General features: G+C 33.0%; 15 protein-coding genes. 8 read left to right on the plus strand and 7 right to left on the minus strand.

Going from position 1 to position 16,700, the window contains the following annotated elements; translation table 11 throughout:
• Positions 1 to 27: 27 nt before the first annotated feature.
• Positions 28 to 789 carry a cyclase family protein gene (locus ACFSTE_RS12950; protein ID WP_176027173.1) on the minus strand — a complete coding sequence of 254 codons (762 nt, stop codon included), beginning with the start codon at positions 787 to 789 and terminating at the stop codon, positions 28 to 30.
• A gap of 259 nt (positions 790 to 1,048) precedes the next feature.
• On the opposite strand from ACFSTE_RS12950, the gene ACFSTE_RS12955 reads away from it, so the two are divergent.
• Positions 1,049 to 1,681 carry a MarC family NAAT transporter gene (locus tag ACFSTE_RS12955; RefSeq protein WP_176027172.1) on the plus strand — a complete coding sequence of 211 codons (633 nt, stop codon included), beginning with the start codon at positions 1,049 to 1,051 and terminating at the stop codon, positions 1,679 to 1,681.
• A 14-nt stretch (positions 1,682 to 1,695) separates the two neighbouring features.
• On the opposite strand, the gene ACFSTE_RS12960 is transcribed toward ACFSTE_RS12955, so the two are convergent.
• The 4 genes from ACFSTE_RS12960 to ACFSTE_RS12975 all read right to left on the minus strand — a co-directional run bounded on the left by ACFSTE_RS12960 (position 1,696) and on the right by ACFSTE_RS12975 (position 5,114).
• Positions 1,696 to 2,277, minus strand: a complete 582-nt coding sequence (locus ACFSTE_RS12960; protein WP_378253444.1) for a cysteine hydrolase family protein — start codon at positions 2,275 to 2,277, stop codon at positions 1,696 to 1,698.
• Positions 2,278 to 2,359: 82 nt separating this feature from the next.
• Complete coding sequence (locus tag ACFSTE_RS12965) at positions 2,360 to 3,289, minus strand: GlxA family transcriptional regulator (RefSeq protein WP_176027170.1); 930 nt, start codon at positions 3,287 to 3,289, stop codon at positions 2,360 to 2,362.
• 17 nt (positions 3,290 to 3,306) lie between these two features.
• The gene (locus ACFSTE_RS12970; protein ID WP_378253446.1) at positions 3,307 to 4,008 is read right to left on the minus strand and encodes a YARHG domain-containing protein; all 702 of its coding nucleotides are present in this window, start codon (positions 4,006 to 4,008) and stop codon (positions 3,307 to 3,309) included.
• A 215-nt stretch (positions 4,009 to 4,223) separates the two neighbouring features.
• Complete coding sequence (locus ACFSTE_RS12975; RefSeq protein ID WP_176027168.1) at positions 4,224 to 5,114, minus strand: LysR family transcriptional regulator; 891 nt, start codon at positions 5,112 to 5,114, stop codon at positions 4,224 to 4,226.
• Positions 5,115 to 5,275: 161 nt separating this feature from the next.
• Between ACFSTE_RS12975 and ACFSTE_RS12980 the strand changes: the two genes are divergently transcribed.
• Positions 5,276 to 5,890, plus strand: coding sequence for an FMN-dependent NADH-azoreductase (locus tag ACFSTE_RS12980; protein ID WP_176027167.1), 615 nt, complete (start codon positions 5,276 to 5,278; stop codon positions 5,888 to 5,890).
• Between the two features lie 44 nt (positions 5,891 to 5,934).
• Here the strand turns inward: ACFSTE_RS12980 and ACFSTE_RS12985 are convergent, their stop codons facing one another.
• Entirely contained in the window at positions 5,935 to 6,816 is an 882-nt protein-coding gene (locus tag ACFSTE_RS12985) for an alpha/beta fold hydrolase (protein WP_378253448.1), read from the minus strand.
• Between the two features lie 233 nt (positions 6,817 to 7,049).
• Here ACFSTE_RS12985 and ACFSTE_RS12990 point away from each other — a divergent pair, with 233 nt between their 5' ends.
• Genes ACFSTE_RS12990 through ACFSTE_RS13005 form a run of 4 tightly spaced genes read left to right on the plus strand, consistent with a single transcriptional unit; the run spans position 7,050 to position 13,459 of the window.
• On the plus strand, positions 7,050 to 7,769 hold the full coding sequence (locus ACFSTE_RS12990; protein ID WP_378253450.1) for a hypothetical protein: 720 nt from the start codon (positions 7,050 to 7,052) through the stop codon (positions 7,767 to 7,769).
• Between the two features lie 29 nt (positions 7,770 to 7,798).
• The gene (locus ACFSTE_RS12995) at positions 7,799 to 10,555 is read left to right on the plus strand and encodes a TonB-dependent receptor domain-containing protein (RefSeq protein WP_378253452.1); all 2,757 of its coding nucleotides are present in this window, start codon (positions 7,799 to 7,801) and stop codon (positions 10,553 to 10,555) included.
• A gap of 7 nt (positions 10,556 to 10,562) precedes the next feature.
• Positions 10,563 to 11,729: a DUF4249 domain-containing protein gene (locus ACFSTE_RS13000; RefSeq protein WP_378253454.1), complete on the plus strand. Its 1,167-nt coding sequence runs from the start codon at positions 10,563 to 10,565 to the stop codon at positions 11,727 to 11,729.
• A gap of 2 nt (positions 11,730 to 11,731) precedes the next feature.
• Positions 11,732 to 13,459, plus strand: a complete 1,728-nt coding sequence (locus ACFSTE_RS13005) for a hypothetical protein (protein ID WP_378298173.1) — start codon at positions 11,732 to 11,734, stop codon at positions 13,457 to 13,459.
• Between the two features lie 366 nt (positions 13,460 to 13,825).
• On the opposite strand, the gene ACFSTE_RS13010 is transcribed toward ACFSTE_RS13005, so the two are convergent.
• Positions 13,826 to 13,975, minus strand: a complete 150-nt coding sequence (locus tag ACFSTE_RS13010) for a hypothetical protein (RefSeq protein WP_217704357.1) — start codon at positions 13,973 to 13,975, stop codon at positions 13,826 to 13,828.
• A gap of 126 nt (positions 13,976 to 14,101) precedes the next feature.
• On the opposite strand from ACFSTE_RS13010, the gene ACFSTE_RS13015 reads away from it, so the two are divergent.
• A complete protein-coding gene (locus tag ACFSTE_RS13015; RefSeq protein ID WP_378253460.1) occupies positions 14,102 to 15,022 on the plus strand; it encodes a cupin-like domain-containing protein in 921 nt (306 codons plus the stop codon).
• A gap of 249 nt (positions 15,023 to 15,271) precedes the next feature.
• Positions 15,272 to 16,660, plus strand: a complete 1,389-nt coding sequence (locus ACFSTE_RS13020; protein WP_176027159.1) for an aspartate aminotransferase family protein — start codon at positions 15,272 to 15,274, stop codon at positions 16,658 to 16,660.
• Positions 16,661 to 16,700: the final 40 nt, after the last annotated feature.

The raw sequence follows: 16,700 nt of genomic DNA on the forward strand, positions 1-16,700 counted from the left end.
TATAAAGTGTACCGGTGATAAAATTGATTATTCAATCATGGCAACAACTCTGGCAGGTGCTGCAGAGGCTCCTACAATTTTTAGAGGAAATACCGCAACTTTAAAGCCTGTATATGGGAGTTTGTCCAGATTGACTAATTGTTCCATATGGCAATATTCTTTTCTTTGCCCCACTAAATGTGCTTCCCAGAAAAGTTCTGAATCATTTGTTTCTTTAGCTTTTTGTATTAAATAAGGCAAGGGGAGATCCCACCCCCAGGCATCAATTCCCATGACTTTTATTCCTTGATCAATTAGCCATTCTGTGGCTTCTGCACTCATTCCTGTACCTATTTTATGAAAGTCTTTAGTTCCATTGAATTTATCTCTTCCTGTTTTTATTAAAACAATCATTCCTTTAGTAAGTGTAAGCTCGTGTGTTTGTAAAAACTGTTGGAGATCCTCAGCGGTAATTTCATCAAAATCAGCTTTATGTGCCATGTCTATAACAATTCCGTCACCATAGCACCACTCGAGAGGAATTTCATCGATTGTCTTGGAAGGAGCTCCGTTGCAGGTAGGGGAATAATGCCAGGGAGCGTCAATATGGGTAGTGGAGTGTACACCCATTTTCTGAATAGTATCATCAGCCCATCCAGTAAAATTCTTAGGGAATAGTCTAAAAGGTAATCCTAAAAATCGGAGTAACCACTTTGCTTTTTTGTGTGGTTTATGCTTGATTTTTACTTTCATAAACCAAGGGTCGGTCTTGTTATATTGGATGGGTTTTGATAGATCTATAATATTCATTTACTAATGTTTAAATTAAGGTACATCTGGTGTTAAGTTTTTTGAGTTGGCTAATATAGATAATCAATGTCGCTACGAGCAGCATTTGAATGAATTAATTTAGTGGAATTATATTAGTTAGCGTTAATCTATCTCTAAGATAATGAACAGTTTTTTAAAATAACCACTATTGGTTTCTCTTAACCTTTATTTAATTAAATTTTGATTTTTTATTGAATTATAGCTATTGATAATGCAGCGAAATTTGCGCGAAAAAAAAATGGAGTTATTTGTGTATGCTTTTGGAGCGTTGTTTTCAATAATGAATCCTTTAGGGACAGTTCCGGTGTTTGTGGGGTTATCTAAAGATCTTTCCAAAAAAGAACGATCTGTGATTGCTTTCTGGACCGCTGTAAATGTTTTAGTGATTTTATTTTTATCGTTTTTTGCAGGTAAATATATTCTTACGTTTTTTGGAATTAGCCTTAGTTCTCTGAAAATCGCAGGAGGACTGATTATTACTTCTTCGGGTTTTGCTTTGCTTACAGGAAAATTTGCAGAACATAAGGGGATGAAGAAAAAAGGAGTAAAGGATGATATTAATTCCCGGTCAGAAATATCTCTAACTCCTCTGGCGATTCCGATGTTAGCCGGTCCAGGAACAATTTCACTATTGATCACGTATAATCAGGAATATATCAGGGTGCAGGATATCCTGATCATTGCAGGAGCTATTATATTTACTTCTATAACGATTTATGGAATATTAAAAAGCTCTCACCTGATCGTAAAAATGCTCGGTGCTTCCGGGATTAATGGCTTGTCTAGAATTATTGGCTTTATTGTTATAGCGATAGGTGTAGAGTACATTATTTCTGCTGTTTTAGGAATTATAAAAACAATTGAATTCTAAAAAAAAGTATTCACTTATGATGAGGTTATTTTTAATAGAAGTGTATCTGTATTCAGGATTGTTGCGAATTCTTCATGAAGGCTCGCAATGGCAGTATCGTGAATTTCTTGAGCACTATATAGCTGTCCATTGTGATCTTTTTTGTTGAATGTGGCAGTAGCATCGTGGATTAAGAAAGTATTATATCCGAAATTAGCTGCCATTCGTGTTGTAGTGGAGACGCAATGGTCGGTGGTTAATCCCACAATGATAACTGTGTCTGCATGTAAAGAATTCAGTCTTTCTTTTAAATCTGTTCCTATGAATGCACTATTTACGCTTTTTTTAATAACAACTTCTGTAGGTAATGGAGTGACAATATCTTTAAATTCATTACCTGGGTTTTTTGCAGCTAATGGTGATATTGGGTTAACAGAACAGTGTTGAATATGGAATAAAGGAAGTTGTTTTTCTCTCCATAGATCGAGAATTTTTTTTATGTTTTCTTCTGCAGTCGGATTGTTTCGTTCTCCGCCCCAATATGCAATATCATCGAATCCCTTTTGGATATCGATTAGTAATAAAACGGGGAGTGTTTTTTGATTTTTTGATAACATAACTTTGTTCTTTTGATAGAAACAAAATTAGGAGTATTGACAGAGGATTAAAAGGACAAAAAGAGGGAGTTTCGGGACAGGTTTAAAGGTGATTCTTTAAGATATGCTGTAGTTGTTTAGTCGTTTTGAAACCGCATAAAGTAGCAATGTAGGCAATCTTATGGTCTGAATGGATGAGTAGGCTTTTTGCTTTTTCTACTCTTATTTTTGTACGATATGCAGCAATGGTAGTTCCGGTTTGTTTTTTAAAAATACGAGTTAAATTTCTAGGGCTTATATTTACCAATGCTGCCAAATCATTAATGGTCGCGGTTTTTTCTAGATTGTGAATGATCCAATCCTGAACCATGTGAATTTTTTCGTCTATATGATTGCGATGCTGGAGGTACACACTTTCTTGAGATTCAGTTCCTTTACGCCTCTTATAAACAACCAGTTCTTTAGCAATTTTAATAGCAACTTCCTTTCCGTGTCTTTTTTCTATAAGATAGAGAGCCAGGTCAATACCAGTAACAATGCCTGCACTGGTATAGATGCGATTTTCCTCAGTAAAAAGAACATCTTTTTTTACGTGTAGAGTAGGGTATTCTTTTTTTAATCGATCGATTAAAGACCAATGTGTTGTACATTGTAAATGATTAAGAATTCCTGAGTTTGCTAATATGAAAGCACCTGAACAGATACTACAAATTGTACATCCCAGGTTGTGTTTTGCTATCAGCCAATCATTAAAAGCCGTAGTGGGGAAAGAGAATTCTGTATCATGACTGCTGAATCCGGGGATAAAAATAAAATCATTCTGTGTCAGGCTCACTTCTGTAAAAAGTTTGATTCCTGAGAGCCATAACCCGGCAGAGCTTTTGATTTTTTGGGAGCTACTTATGAACTCTAATTGATATGGAAACCCAAGATCAATAGCTTCCTGGAATACATGTAAAACTCCTCCTAAATCTAGTAAATGCACTTGGTCAGTAACATAAAAATAAAGAGTTGTTTTTTTTGATGACTCCATAAAATCAGATTTTAGTGTTATTCTTCCTGTTCTAAATTACGGATTCGTTGGATATTTCTTCGTTCAATGCTAGTGAGAAAATTAGTGACATCTTCGTGTTGTGGTCTATACCAGCTTTTTGACTTGAAATAAATATCCATTTCTCCTTCTGAGTTAAAAATATACCCGTAACGTGCAAAAATCTCATTTCTCATGAGTTGTAATTCCTTGTTGGATAGGTTTTTGAGGTGGTCTTCGGATAAATCTTTTATAGATGCTTCGGTATATTCTCCATTAAAATAAAAAACATCGGTTTCTTTTAAACCAATTTCATACTGTCCTTCAGGGATTCCCTGCGTCCAGGGTTTTTTTATTTTCAGTCCATAATGGTATTTTCCTTCTTTTATATAGGTAATGAAACGACCTTGATATTGATCAGAAGAGAAGACCCCATTCTTAATACTAGTATTCGTTAAGTTTTCGAAAGTATCTACCCATTGATTCTTTTCTGTATTCCAAGATCCGGATTTGATTTGGGCAATTATAGAATGACCATTAAATAACAATACAATTTCTGATGCGGTCTCAGAATTACCAAATTGATAGACGCCTTCATAATCTTCTATAACATCAGAGCTTCGATTGATTATATCGGATTCATCAATTTTTTCGAAGGCAATTACTTGTGCATTGATGAGAGTGGGTATACTAATAAGAATCGCTATTAATGATCTTCTCATAAGCTAGGCTAAAAATGGGGATAACGAGTTTTTATGAGGCTTTAGAGAGTACTTCGCAAAAGTAATTAATAAAGATATTATAAACGAATTCTTCTTGCTTATTTTAATGAAATTTTTAAAAAATAAATCCCCTAAAAAAGATTCCTTTTTGCTCATTTGGGTCACCCGGTTATAGAGCCCTGATACAATGAAAAGCAGAAATGGAAATTTTAATTTCAGAGTTCTAGCCCCATTCGCTCCTTAAATAATCGTATTTCATATAAATTTTCACTGGTTGATTTATGGGCACAAAAAAGCTTATTATTTGTTGTTTCCAGGCTGGGAGAAATTAACTTTACTTTCTGATCTTTGAGCTCATTAGCGAAAGAGTGATATGGCAGAATACAGACACCTTTTGTCTTTTGCATAATTTGCATAATTCCATCAAAACAAGAAAAAACAATTTTGGCTTTGATAGGAGGACGCTTTTTGAAATGATGCTCCCAAAACATTCTGATAAAAGGAAGTTCATTATCAAACGCAAACCAATTTTGTTCTTTTAACCAGGATTCTAATGCTTTTGGTCCTGCTTGGTTATTTTGTATAACCTCGGGAACTTCGAGATCATTCGAAGCAATGAGCACTAATTTTTCAGTAGTTAATGGAGAAAAAATATGAGGATATGTATTGTATCTGTATGTTCCTATAAGCAGATGGATTTGTCCTATTTCGAGTGCATTTTTTAAATTTTCATTGATGCCAAATTTTACAGTGATATACATGTCCAGTGAAGAAATAAGATCGAGTAATTTGCTTTTAAAAAACTCATATTGACATCCTATAACAATAGAAGGACAATGCTCGTTTCCTTTTTTGTTAAAGGTAGCTTCTGCTTTTTCTAATCCAGAAACCGAAGAATATATCTGAGTGTATAAAAATTTTCCAAATTCTGTAGGAAGAATTTTTCTGGCTGTTCTGATAAATAGTTTTTTGCCTATTCTGGATTCTAAAGCGGCCAAATGTTTACTCACTCCAGGTTGTGTCATGTGAAGCAATTTTGCAGCTTCTGAGATACTATTACATTCATAGATTGTTTTAAAGGTTCGGTACCATTCAAAATTAATCATATAACAAATATTATGGTTTGAGTAAACAAATATAATATTAATTATATGATTAGAAGTTTTAATATTGTATTGAAAAGAAAACTATTGCACCTTTTTAATCGTTTCTGATAATTTAAAAGAGGGTGTTATGTATTAATTAATAAGCGCACAAAAATACATACATGAAAAAAACACTAGTAGTAACGTATACGCCAAGAGAAGGTTCCAATACCAAAGAATTAATAGATCATTTTATATCTATCAATAAGGAAAAAACGGAATTTTCGATTTTAGATCTGACAAAAGAAGTTCCGGACTTGTTATTGGAAAAAAACCTTGGATTAATTTTTAAAGATAATTATACAGAGGAGTCTTTATCTGATAGTGAGCAGCAGGTTTTAGAAAAAAATAATAAGATGGTATCACAGGTTTTGGAAGCGGATTACATTGTAATCGGATTCCCTATGTATAATTTCTCATTACCGGCTACAGTCAAAGCATGGGTTGATGCTATTATCCAGACAGGGAAGACATTTATGCTGGGAGAAGAAGGGTATGTGGGGTTATGTAGGGGAAAACAAGCCCTAACGATTATGACTACGGGGAGTGACTTTGGGGTGCCTCCATTAGATAGCATGAATTATGCTACTCCATTGATAAAAACGGATCTGGAATTTATTGGTATACCAAGTAAGCACATTAGCGCATTTGGTTTACAACAATATGGAGATCGTCTTTCTGAAATATTGGAAAAAGCCAAAAAAGAAATCACGGCTGTTAGTGATCAGTGGTACTAACATATTTCTTTTTTTAAAGGAAATAACCTGCATAAAATGTCAGGTTATTTTTTTTGTTTGGTCCAATCAGAATCTGGTCGAGAAAAAGGCTTGTTAAAAAAAGTTTCTACTGTTTTATTAAATGTATCAGGGTCCGTAGCAGGTGTAAAATGAGTTTCTCCAGGTAGAATGCATAAATGTGCATTTGGTATATTTTGATACATTTCTACAGTATGTTCTTCTCGTATAATATCTTTATCCCCCGCAATGATAAGTACAGGGGCAGAAATAGTCTGCAAAGAAGCAATACTAATCATGGGTTGATCCCCTAATAATCCGAGTTGTTGTCGTTGTTGTTCCCAGTTTTGAGAAGAATCCTTGTCTTTTATTTTTTGGGCAACCAATTTTCGGGTGTCTTTTACCCAATTAACCGCCCAGGGATACACGGCTGTTGTGTCTGGTCGAAGATTGGCACCCATTGCAGCGATTTTTTTTGTTTTGCTTGGGTGGTAAATTCCCATTAATAAACTAACGATCCCTCCATCACTCCATCCAATAATGTGGAGAGAGTCAATGCGTAGTTTGGTTGCGAGCTCGCTCCAGTCATGAGCAATTTGAGTATAGGTTAAAGAGTCTGTTTTTAGTTCAGATTTTCCATGTCCCCGATTATCAGCAATGATTACTCGATATTTAGATTTGAAATAATCAATTTGATTTCCCATATCTTTTATACTACCACCGTTTCCATGAATTAAAAACATAGGCTTTCCAGTTCCATATTCTTCATAATAGATTTTAGCCCCGTTTACCGTTACATATTTTCCAGCTATAGGATTATTCCCATATGGGGTAGTAAAATCCATCTTCATCTCTACTTGTGCAGATATGTATAATGAAAAAGAAAAAAAGAAAAATAAGGTAGGAAAGATATTGTAAGAAGTTTTCATGGTATATGGGTGAACTTTTTAATTCTTATGTTTTGATGTTTAGAATGTTAAAATAAAAAATAAATTGATGAAAGAGGGATTAATTTAAAAAATAACGAAAAGGTTTTCGTTAAGGCTGCGCTGTATGAGTCCTGTTAAAGTGTGTTAATGTTTGTTGCTTTTTGTGCAAAAACAATAACAAATTTGAGTTAAATATGTAGATTCGGAAGAAATTTCACAAAAAAAATCAAAAAATGAAAACTAAAAAAGTACAGTTACTATTGCTTGCTTTTATGTGTATCGGTTTTCTGTCATTTTCGCAACAGTCCAAAGAAAAAGTATATGCGGCTTATGATCAACTTATGGGGCTAGCTAATACAAGCTTATATAATGGAACAGAATTTAGAGACCTGTTTCTGTATACGGATGGGAGTAATCGATTTTTTAAACATCAAGGTTATGTGTTAGGAACTATAGTGTACGAAGAACAATTTTATCCGGAAGTGTTATTGAAATATGACCTTTTAGAGGATAATGTTATCATTAGATCAGCGGATAATATGAGTGTTTTTAATACCAAATTATTACCTGATAATATTTCGAATTTTTCCATTGAGGGGAGAGATTTTGTTCGTTTGATGAACACTACAATGCCCTTTGAGAATAACGGTTTCTTTGAGAAAGCATATGTAGGAGAGGAGCTTACGCTTTATATAAAACAAGCTAAAAGAGTAAGCAGAAAAATTATTGGAAAGAAAATAGAATACAGCTTCAAAGGAGATAATAAATATATAGTATATTATAAAAACACATATAATCGTATAGATACACCGAAAGATGTTATTTCTGTTTTCCCTGAATTGGAAAAACGTCAAGTTCGTAGCTTTTATAAAAGTTATAAAGAAGTATATAAAAAAGATTTGGATGCTTTTATGGTCAGTTTGATAAAGTATCTCGAAGGATATATAAACTAGGATAGAAGCACTTAATTTTCTTTACATTCATGAAAAAAATAACAATTTTATTTACTTTTTGTATTTCTACTTTTATTGCAATCAGCCAAGAGAATAAGAAGATTTCTATAGAATTTGCAGATACTCCTCTTCAAGAGGCGCTTTTGGAATTAGAACGTCAAATACATCAAAAATTCTTTTTTGAAGAAAATTGGCTAAAAAGCCATAAAGTAACCAAAAAATATCATCAGGAAACGATAAAAAATGTGCTAAAAGGAATATTTGAAGAGACAAATATTAACTTTTATTTTACGGATGATCGAATAATACTATTGAACAATAGTATTATTTATGCAAAACTTCCCGAAAGCTTTTTTGAAGAGAAGGAGCAAAATCAGAAGCCAGAAGAAAAGGATAATATCCCCATATTTCAGCAAGCGTATGTAACTACTTCTGTCAGTAGAAAAAATAAACTAGTAACTATAGGGAAGCAACAGCTGAATATCTCAAAAAAGGCATTTGAACTTTCTGGGGTTATTCAGGATTTTAAAACCAATAAACCAATACCAAATGTCTCCATTCATACAACTGATAAACTAAAATATGCAATTACAGATAAGAACGGAAGGTATAGGATTCAATTGCCATATGGATATAATAAGCTAGAAACAAATATACTCGGATATGAAAAGTTGTATCAGGAAGTAATTCTCTATGGGACAGGAACTTTAAATCTGAAGATATTGCAAAATGCGGAAGCACTGGATGAAGTAGTAATTGAATCTAAAAAAGATGCGAATGTAAAAGACGCAGTTGTAGGAGCAAACCAAATTAAAGTAAAAGAAATTAAAACTATTCCTCTGGTATTAGGAGAAAGAGATGTATTAAAAGTGGCAACGACTTTACCGGGAATTAAAACTGTTGGAGAAGGGGCAAATGGGTTTAATGTAAGAGGAGGAAGAGCTGATCAAAACTTAATTTTGTTAGATGATGCAGTTATGTACAATCCATCTCATTTTTTAGGGTTGTTTTCTGCGGTAAACCCTTTTACAACCTCTAGTCTGGATATATTTAAAGCAAGCATACCTGCAGAATACGGTGGAAGATTATCTTCAGTATTTAACATAAAAACAAAAGGAGGAAATACAAAAAAGATAGCGGGAGAAGGGTCAATAGGTCCCGTAACAGGGAATTTGGCGCTAGAAATACCAGTAGTAAAAGAAAAAGCCTCAGTTATTGCCGGAGTAAGAGCTACCTATTCAGATTATATCTTGCGAAATTTAGATGAAGAAGCATTGAAACATAGTGAAGCTTCTTTTTATGACGGTATTTTGAAATATAAACATACAATTAACAATAATAATGCAGTACAAGCTACATTGTATTACAGCAAGGATAGGTTCAGTATTACACAAGATTCTTTATTGACATATTCCAATAGATTAGGGTCTGTGAAATGGAGTCATAGTTTTAATGATGCTAATCGATTTGATGCAATTTTAGTCAATAGCGAGTATAAATATAACATTTTGCATGAAGGAGGAGGAAATCAGAACTTTGACTTCGGGTACACATTAAATGAGACACAACTAAAGTTTAATTTTGATTATGACCATAGCGAGAAACATAAGATTAGTTATGGTGTAAGTAGTAAATTATACAATATAGATCCAGGAAGAATATTTCCAGTTGGAGAAGGTTCAGATATTGTTCCTAAAACGATAGCAAGTGAAAAGGGACTAGAGTCAGCCTTGTATATTTCAGACCTCTACAAGGTAAACGAAAAACTCTTGTTAGATATAGGAATTAGATATTCTATTTATGCAGCATTAGGAGCTTCCACTCAAAAAAAATACGCTCCAGGAGAGCCAAAAAATGAAGGTACGGTTATCGAAGTGAGAGATTATAAATCGAATGAAGTAATAGAAACTTATGGGAACCCTGAATTTCGAATTTCAGGTCGATATTTGTTAGGAAATGATTTCTCAATAAAAGCTGGCTATACCAGTACAGCGCAGTATCTACATTTATTATCTACGAATACAACGATGTCTCCTATGGATATCTGGAAATTATCTGATCTTAATATAGCTCCCCAGACAGCAAACCAATTTTCATTAGGAGTATTTAAGAATATTCCGGATAAAGACCTGGAATTTAGTCTAGAAGGATATTATAAGAAGATGAAAGACCTGTTAGATTATAAAGTTGGAGCCCAATTAATTTTAAATGATAATTTAGAAACCGATTTATTACAGGGCGAAGGAAAGGCATATGGAGTTGAGTTTTTAGCCAAAAAAACAAAAGGAAGGCTTAATGGACATTTAGGGTATAGTTATTCTAGATCAATGATTAAATTGGATAGTGAGCTTGACGAAGAACGCGTAAACAATGGAGAGTTTTTCCCTTCTAATTTTGATAAACCTCATGATTTCTCTTTAGTAGCAAACTATAAAATAACGAAACGCTATAGTATTTCTACTAATTTTATATATCAGACAGGACGACCGGTTACCTATCCCATAGGGAAATTTACATTTGCAGGACAGGAACAAGTATTATATAGTGATAGGAATCAGTTTAGAATTCCGGATTATTACCGATTAGATATTGGAATTAATATAGAAGGGAACCATAAGCGAAATAAATTGGCGCATAGCTTTGTAAATATCTCTATATATAATGTGTTAGGACGAAATAACCCTTATTCTGTATTCTTTGTCAATAAAGGAGGAGACATAAAGGCATATAAAACAACTATTTTTTCTGTTCCAATTCCTACAATTACCTATAATTTTAAGTTCTAAGAAAGTAATGAAGAAAATTATAAAAATAATTCCGATTTGTGTCATTTTATCATTTTTACAAATATCTTGTACAGAACCTTTTGAGATAAAAACTTTTGATTTTACGGATGTTTTAGTCGTAGAGAGTAGTATCACTAATGAAGTAAAAAAACAAGTGGTGAAACTAACCAGAACTTCTGCTTTAGAAGGTAAAGATATTATCTATGAAAATAATGCTGATGTGATAGTAGAAGCTAGCAACGGAGAAGTTTTTACATTCTCTCAGGATAGTACAAAAGCGTATGTCTCAGATAAAGCATTTAAGGCGATGCCTGGTACTATGTATACATTGACAATACGTACTTCAGATGGGAATCAATACAAATCTGAAACAGTAGAAACGCCACAAACAGTGGCAATAGAAAGGGTATATCCAGAGGTAATTGCTACAAACGGGAAAGAAGAAGTCCAGGTTTTGGTTGATAGCTATGATAAAACAGGAAAGGCAAAGTATTTTAGGTATGAATATGAAGAAACCTATAAAGTTCAACCTCCATATCCGTCATCTTATATTACAACAATCAAAAATTATGATTCAATAGCTCTAACTTTTGATATAGATTATAAATTAAGAGTTTGGGATAAAGTCTGCTATTCTAAAACAAAGTATTCTAAAGGAATTAATCAAACAGCAACTTCTGAATTAAATGAAAATCGGGTATATCGGTTTCCAGTGAGGAAGATTGATAAAAATAGTATCATGATCAAAGAACGATATAGTATTTTGGTAAAACAATATATTCAGAGTCTTGAAGCATATACATTTTATAAAAAAATGAAGGAATTAGGAAGTGTAGAAGGACTTTTGACTCAGAGTCAGCCAGGGTATTTACCAGGAAACATCAATTCTAAAAATAATCCAGATGAAAAAGTGTTAGGGTATTTTGAAATTTCTCCTGTTTCCATGAAAAGAATATTTTTTGACCATTTAGAACTCAATATAGAAGAACCTGATTTTATAGCTGATTGTGTAAAAGTGGTACCAGAAAAGCGATTGCAAATTATTTCTTTGCTGAATTCAGGGTTTCAGGTAATAGAGATTACAATGACAGGAGATCCAATATTCATGCAAGAGCTATGTACTGTCTGTACGGATATATCAACGGAAACAAAACCAGATTTTTGGAAAGATTAATTATGAGTACGAAATATATATTTTTAGGGTTGATTTGGACATGTAGTTTTGTATCTGCTCAAGTGAGTATCGATAGAGCTACAGTCAATATGGATCAGTTTACGATAAGAGAATCTCCAAAATTAATTACGAATGATAAAGTATTATTAACAGGAGAAAAACTACTATATAAAATATTTAGTATGTCTGATCCTGTTAGGAAAAAAGTAGTAAGTGCTATTGGATATGTATCGTTGAGAAATGAAAGTGATTCCATCGTTTTTCAACATAGATTAAAATTGAAAGACGGAAAATCTGTAGGAGCTTATTTTATTCCGGGAACATTAAAAACAGGAAAATACCATTTGATAGCATATACTAACTTTTCGCTAAACAATACTAAAGCCCCATATGCGAAGAGTCCGATATACTTGATAAACCCTTTTAAAAAAACTCCATTGATAATGGATAAGGAGGAAAAAGGAATAACAGAAGTAAAAACAAGTATTGAGCGGGACACGATATCTGTAAAAAGGAAATATGATGAAGTAGCTGGTTTAGAAACGGATAAAAAAGTATATAAACCCAGGGAAAAAGTGAAGCTTATTTTTAAGAATATGAATAAGGTCAATAAATCTAGCGTTTTATCCGTTCGAAAAGTTGCTCCAATAAACGTATACTCAGAAGAAGAGATAAATGAGCCTTTTAATAATGAACAAACTAATTTCTTTGTTCCAGAAATCCGGGGAGAGATTATTTCAGGTTATATACAAACATCTCGCCCTGATAAAAGTATTAAAGATAAAGTAATATCCTTGACAATTTCCGGAGATAATACCATATTCAAATTAGCAAAAACAAATAGTAAAGGACATTTCTTTTTTGTAGTTCCTGAAGATTATACCAAGGCAAATAGTATTTTTCAAGTGCATGAAGAAGATAGGGACGATTACTCATTAGAAGTGAATACGGTTGTCTTTCGTCAAAAGAAAGAAGATAAGAAAACTCCTGTTATATTGGATGCAACGATTAAAAACTGGTTAGAAAAAAGGAGTATTCAACTACAAATAGAAAATGCCTATTACGACACAAAAAAGACGATCGCGGAAAAGAAAAAAGAAACAACACCATTTTTTGAATTACAAGGAAAAAACTATGTGCTATCAGAGTATAATCATTTTCCTACAATGAAAGAAGTCTTTGTAGAAATCATAGAAAATGTCGGGATTCGAAAGCGGAAAGAAGGAGAAAAGTTTGTGATGATTACAACAGGAACAGATAAAGATAGGTCTCTGTTTAGTAAAATGGATCCTTTAATTTTAATAGATGGAGTTTTAATTCAAAATGCTAAAGAGCTTGTCGATTATGATCCTAAAAAAGTAGAAAGTATACGGATTGTAAATGAATCATATCGATATGGTCCGAAGATTTATAGTGGAATAATTGCTGTAAGTACTAAAAAAGGAGACTTCAAACCTATACTAAACGGGGAGTATATCAAAGAAGTCGAACTACAAGGGATCACTCCTTATAAAAAGATATATACACCTGATTATACGGATAAAAAGTTAGACAGAATTCCGGATTATAGAGTGCAGTTATTTTGGGATCCCGAGTTTATACTAGATTCAGAAAGTAAAACGGTAAACTTTTATACTTCTGATGTGCCTGGGAAATATGAAATCAAACTCAGCGGGTATACTAATGACGGAGTGTATATAAATAGTACAAATTACTTTATCGTAGAATAATATTGCTTGCATTTAACATGAGGGTATAATTATTTTACATAAATCAATAATTATAACTGTCCTCCGCTACTAAAAGTTAGAAAAAGAGCATAGCAGGTTGTTTTCTTGTTTTATAAACATAAAAAAAGCCTTTAGTTAAGGTTAGATTTAGGGATATCAATGTTAAAAAAAAGTAAAAAAATAAATACCGCCTTCTTTTTTAATTAGTTATGTTGCTGGTTTTCAGTATTTTGGTTTTTTGGCTTGTTTTTGATTTTTTTAACCGTATACTTTGTGAGGTTTAAGCGTACATATTGACGTGGTAAAATATCTATATTTGGTACGTGTTTAGAAACACATAAGTACGGAATCCCCATTCATTTAGTTTTATATTCCTTTTCCAATATTAGGAAGCTCTCTAATACTAAATTTAATCATTAACGATCCCATGGTTGTGTGAGTTAAAGAAGCGAAGCTTTGCTCAGTATCCAAGTGTAGTATTTTAGAAATAATAATTACTACATCTGATAAGACCATTTTTTTCAAAAAATATAGAAACGATTTTTCTTCAGTAACTATAATATGTCAGCTTTTAATTGGCAAATTATAATCAATACGACATTTCTATACAATCAATTCTAAGACAAAAATAATTACAACACGATGAAAATAGAAAGAATTCATGCCATTACTAAACAAGAATATATAGAAGAATATATAATGTCTAATAAGCCAGTAATCGTTACAGATGGAATGAAAGACTGGGATTTGAGTAAATTTACGCCAGACTATTTTAAGAAAGAATTTGGAGAAGAACAGGTACAGGTGTATGATGAGCTTTTTGATCTACAAGGAGTTGTTCCTTTTAGAGAATATATAGATAAAAACTTTGGAAGGACAGAAGAAGAAGGATTAACCAAAGAGTATATGCGATGGTATACAAAATTAAAAGAAGTTGACTTTTATTGGTCAGATAAAGTGTTTAAGTCCCTTGAGGGTTTTTGGAGCCACCCTTATTTCTTGCCTAATGAATCCTTAGTAGTTCCATATAGTAAAAGTGGTCAACAAAGGGATATAACCAAGTACCGATATCCTTATAAAGGGTTATTTGTTTCAGGAAAAGGATCCAGAACACGCTTACATAAAGATCCGTTTAATAGCAATGCTATCTTGTGTCAGTTTTATGGAGAAAAAAAGATTTTTCTTTATAACCCGGAAAAAGAGTCTCAGGTAATGAACGGAAAAGAATTTGTTGATATCCAACAACCGGATCATCAGAAGTTTCCTGATTTTTCTAAGATAACATATGATTATGAAGATGTTTTGAAACCAGGAGAAATTGTTTTATTTCCATCAGGTTGGTTTCATGATGTGACAAGCCAGTCAGATAGTATTTCTATAACTTGGAATTTTTTATACGATCAGGAATATATAGGTTTATGTAATCATATCGAAAAAAATCCAGAGGATGATCAGTTAGAAATTTTGCGATTCTTTCTAAAAGATGAAATCCGTCCAGATGCTTCAAATGAAGATATCGTAGCATTCTTCAAAAATAAATTTGAAGAGATTATTAGCTTTTAAAAGCAATGATCAGATTAACTCCGAATACTATTTAGCATAAATAGTAAAAACCAGAGTTCCCCCCTTACCTCATACTATTTTATAACTCTTTTTTTCCTGTGATTTTCCAAGAGAAAAATCATGGGCTAAAAGCCTATTTGCTATGAAATAGCAAAATATACGATCTCTGTGGGTCTTCATTATTCACACCTTGATGAAGGAATCATATGTAAGAGATACAATAATAACACATATAACAAACAATTAATTATGAATTCATTGAGTAAATACCACTTATCAGAAGAACCTAGCATTGTTTCAGCTTCGGTTCCGGGTGAAAAATCTGCCATTTTATTAGAAGAGCAAAGAGCAATAGAAGGGAATGTGGTTTCATATCCAAGAAGTATGCCTATTGCCATAAAAAAGGCAAAAGGAAGTATTATAGAAGATGTAGATGGTAATAGATTTATCGATTTTTTTAGTGGGTGTGGTGTTTTAAATGTAGGACATGGAAATGATTTTGTATTGGACTATGTGAAAGAGCAACAAGAAAATTTAATCCATGCATTGGATTTTCCTACAGAGAATAAGATGATGCTTATCCGAAAAATATTAAACCATCTGCCAGTACATATGCAGGATGATTATAAAGTAAGTTTTGGAGGACCTACAGGATCAGATGCAGTCGAGGCAGCTATTAAGTTAGCAAAAATAAAGACAGGTAGAGATGGAATAATTGCATTTACAGGAGGATATCATGGGATGACATCAGGAGCTCTGGCAGTAACATCAGATACTTTTTTCAGAAATCATCTAACTTCTTTAATGCCTAATGTACATTTCATTCCATACAACTATCCATATAGAAGTAAAACCGAAGGAACTAATGAGATTGATGGAATAGAAGCTTTCAAAAGTATTTTTACCAATAGTCATTCCGGAATTTCTAAACCCGCCGCGATTATTGTAGAACCTATTCAGGGAGAAGGAGGAAACATTGTTCCGGAAGAAGGGTATTTAGAAGCATTGGTCAATATTGCTCACGAAAATGATGTACTGGTTATATTCGATGAAATTCAGAGTGGTTTCTTTAGAACAGGGAGTTTCTTGGAATTCATGAATACCAATGCTATCCCTGATATTATTACTTTTTCAAAAGGATTTGGAGGTGTTGGATTTCCGATATCCGGTCTGATTTATAAGAAAGAAATAGAGGCCTGGGGACCTGCTGCTCATATAGGAACATTTAGAGGAAATCAAGTGAGTATTGCGGCAGCAAGAGGAGCATTTGATTTTGTAGAAATACACGGAATTAAAGAACATACAAAAACAGTAGGTGCCTACCTAATGAATAAGCTCAAGAACATTCAGGGAGAAAATCCTTTTATCGGAGAAGTACGGGGACGAGGAATGATGATTGGAGTAGAATTTGTCAGAGACAAAAGAACCAAAGAACCTTTCCCCGAATTACTAAAAGAGTTTAGACAAGAATGTTTTCAAAAAGGATTGCTATTCGAAGTAGGAGGCCATCATAGCAATGTAATGAGGTTAGTTCCTCCTTTAGTAACTACTCATAAAATTATTGATGCAGCCATAAATGTTATGGAGATAGCCATTGAAAGCTGCATGGAGAAATATGTAGCCTTAGACGTATACTAGACATTTAAATTTCAAAAAACACACTATAAATCATCACTTA

Source organism: Aquimarina hainanensis, assembly GCF_042684685.1.
Classification (GTDB): Bacteria; Bacteroidota; Bacteroidia; order Flavobacteriales; family Flavobacteriaceae; genus Aquimarina; species Aquimarina hainanensis.

Excerpts from the sequence above, each read along its gene's own strand:
- ACFSTE_RS13015 (WP_378253460.1), top strand. The coding sequence starts at position 14,102 with ATGAAAATAGAAAGAATTCATGCCATTACTAAACAAGAATATATAGAA.
- ACFSTE_RS12970 (WP_378253446.1), bottom strand. The coding sequence starts at position 4,008 with ATGAGAAGATCATTAATAGCGATTCTTATTAGTATACCCACTCTCATC.
- ACFSTE_RS12995 (WP_378253452.1), top strand. The coding sequence starts at position 7,799 with ATGAAAAAAATAACAATTTTATTTACTTTTTGTATTTCTACTTTTATT.
- ACFSTE_RS12985 (WP_378253448.1), bottom strand. The coding sequence starts at position 6,816 with ATGAAAACTTCTTACAATATCTTTCCTACCTTATTTTTCTTTTTTTCT.
- ACFSTE_RS13020 (WP_176027159.1), top strand. The coding sequence starts at position 15,272 with ATGAATTCATTGAGTAAATACCACTTATCAGAAGAACCTAGCATTGTT.
- ACFSTE_RS13000 (WP_378253454.1), top strand. The coding sequence starts at position 10,563 with ATGAAGAAAATTATAAAAATAATTCCGATTTGTGTCATTTTATCATTT.
- ACFSTE_RS12980 (WP_176027167.1), top strand. The coding sequence starts at position 5,276 with ATGAAAAAAACACTAGTAGTAACGTATACGCCAAGAGAAGGTTCCAAT.
- ACFSTE_RS12965 (WP_176027170.1), bottom strand. The coding sequence starts at position 3,289 with ATGGAGTCATCAAAAAAAACAACTCTTTATTTTTATGTTACTGACCAA.
- ACFSTE_RS12950 (WP_176027173.1), bottom strand. The coding sequence starts at position 789 with ATGAATATTATAGATCTATCAAAACCCATCCAATATAACAAGACCGAC.
- ACFSTE_RS12975 (WP_176027168.1), bottom strand. The coding sequence starts at position 5,114 with ATGATTAATTTTGAATGGTACCGAACCTTTAAAACAATCTATGAATGT.
- ACFSTE_RS13010 (WP_217704357.1), bottom strand. The coding sequence starts at position 13,975 with ATGGTCTTATCAGATGTAGTAATTATTATTTCTAAAATACTACACTTG.
- ACFSTE_RS12960 (WP_378253444.1), bottom strand. The coding sequence starts at position 2,277 with ATGTTATCAAAAAATCAAAAAACACTCCCCGTTTTATTACTAATCGAT.
- ACFSTE_RS12955 (WP_176027172.1), top strand. The coding sequence starts at position 1,049 with ATGGAGTTATTTGTGTATGCTTTTGGAGCGTTGTTTTCAATAATGAAT.
- ACFSTE_RS12990 (WP_378253450.1), top strand. The coding sequence starts at position 7,050 with ATGAAAACTAAAAAAGTACAGTTACTATTGCTTGCTTTTATGTGTATC.
- ACFSTE_RS13005 (WP_378298173.1), top strand. The coding sequence starts at position 11,732 with ATGAGTACGAAATATATATTTTTAGGGTTGATTTGGACATGTAGTTTT.